Here is a 483-nt window from a genome sequence, read left to right as displayed (position 1 = left end):
GTACCCCAGTACAATAGACAAGTCCTTCTAAAATTTATATAATTCATTCAAAATTTCAAATACTATAAACAATAAGGAGAACATGATGGCTAAAGAAGCCGGAGTAGTTAAAAGCATAAACGGAGGAATAGCAAGAGCACTTAATGACTTAACAGGAGAGGTAAGACAATTAAGTGTAGGAGATATTGTATACCAAGGTGAAAAGATAGTTACAGAGGGCTCTAACTCTAAAGTAACAATAACTCAAACTGATGGTAAAGATATAACTTTAATAGGTAAAGACACTCTAACTCTAGACCAAGACTCTAACAATAACGAAACAGTAGCTGATATCTCAGCTTTACAACAAGCCATCTTAAAAGGAACAGATCTTAATGCTCTAGAAGAAACTGCTGCAGGTGGTCCACAAGCAGGTGGTAATGGTGGAGATGGTGTAAGCTTATCTTCTACTAGCTTTGCAGAAGGAGGCCACATTAGTAACAT

General features: G+C 36.4%; 1 protein-coding gene. It reads left to right on the top strand.

Going from position 1 to position 483, the window contains the following annotated elements; translation table 11 throughout:
• Positions 1 to 85: 85 nt before the first annotated feature.
• Positions 86 to 483 (top strand): retention module-containing protein (locus B9N62_RS10275; RefSeq protein ID WP_180382198.1); only part of this gene is annotated, 398 nt, incomplete at its 3' end.

This window comes from Campylobacter concisus (assembly GCF_002165785.1).
In the GTDB taxonomy this organism is placed as follows: domain Bacteria; phylum Campylobacterota; class Campylobacteria; order Campylobacterales; family Campylobacteraceae; genus Campylobacter_A; species Campylobacter_A concisus_W.
Note: the sequence above shows the minus strand (reverse complement) of the source record. Positions and strands in the feature narration are given on the sequence as shown.